The sequence below is a fragment of the Mesorhizobium sp. M0119 genome (assembly GCF_040322615.1).
Lineage (GTDB): Bacteria > Pseudomonadota > Alphaproteobacteria > Rhizobiales > Rhizobiaceae > Mesorhizobium.
The window spans coordinates 1-1,177 of the sequence record NZ_JAMYTU010000102.1 but is presented as its reverse complement, the minus strand read 5'-3'; the positions used below and the strand labels follow the sequence as shown (position 1 = coordinate 1,177).

The following is a 1,177-nucleotide window of genomic DNA, read 5'->3' as shown; positions in this document are numbered from 1 at the left end:
ATGGCAAAAGGTAAATTCGAGCGCACTAAGCCTCATGTGAACATTGGCACGATTGGTCACGTCGACCATGGCAAGACGTCGCTGACGGCGGCGATCACCAAGTATTTTGGCGAATACAAGCGCTACGACCAGATCGACGCGGCGCCCGAAGAGAAGGCGCGCGGCATCACCATTTCGACGGCGCATGTCGAATACGAGACCGCCAACCGCCACTATGCCCATGTCGACTGCCCCGGCCACGCCGACTATGTGAAGAACATGATCACCGGTGCTGCGCAGATGGACGGCGCGATCCTGGTGGTGTCGGCCGCCGACGGCCCGATGCCGCAGACCCGCGAGCACATCCTTTTGGCCCGCCAGGTCGGCGTGCCCTCGATCGTGGTGTTTTTGAACAAGGTCGACCAGGTCGACGACGCCGAGCTGCTCGAGCTGGTCGAGCTCGAGGTGCGTGAGCTTTTGACCAAGAACGAGTTCCCCGGCGACGACATTCCGATCGTCAAGGGTTCGGCGCTTGCCGCACTTGAAGATTCCGACAAGAAGATCGGCGAGGACGCCATCCGCGAATTGATGGCTGCGGTCGATGCCTACATCCCGACGCCGGTTCGTCCGCTCGACAAGCCGTTCCTGATGCCGATCGAGGACGTGTTCTCGATCTCGGGCCGTGGCACGGTGGTGACCGGCCGCGTCGAGCGCGGCGTCGTCAAGGTCGGCGAGGAGCTGGAGATCGTCGGCATCCGCCCGACCACCAAGACGACCTGCACGGGCGTCGAGATGTTCCGCAAGCTGCTCGACCAGGGCCAGGCCGGCGACAACATCGGCGCGCTGCTGCGCGGTGTCGACCGTGAAGGCGTCGAGCGCGGCCAGGTCCTGGCCAAGCCCGGCACCGTCAAGCCGCACAAGAAGTTCGTTGCCGAAGCCTACATCCTGACCAAGGACGAGGGCGGCCGCCACACGCCGTTCTTCACCAACTACCGTCCGCAGTTCTATTTCCGCACGACGGACGTGACCGGCATCGTGTCGCTGCCGGAAGGCACCGAGATGGTGATGCCGGGCGACAACATCACCGTCGATGTCGAGCTGATCGTGCCGATCGCCATGGAAGAGAAGCTGCGCTTCGCCATCCGTGAAGGCGGCCGCACCGTCGGTGCCGGCATCGTCGTCACCATCAAAGAGTAAT

General features: G+C 63.2%; 1 protein-coding gene. It reads left to right on the top strand.

The window, feature by feature from the left end; translation table 11 throughout:
* On the top strand, window positions 1-1,176 hold the full coding sequence (gene tuf, locus NKJ40_RS31740) for an elongation factor Tu (RefSeq protein ID WP_254817137.1): 1,176 nt from the start codon (window positions 1-3) through the stop codon (window positions 1,174-1,176).
* Window position 1,177 lies beyond the last annotated feature (1 nt).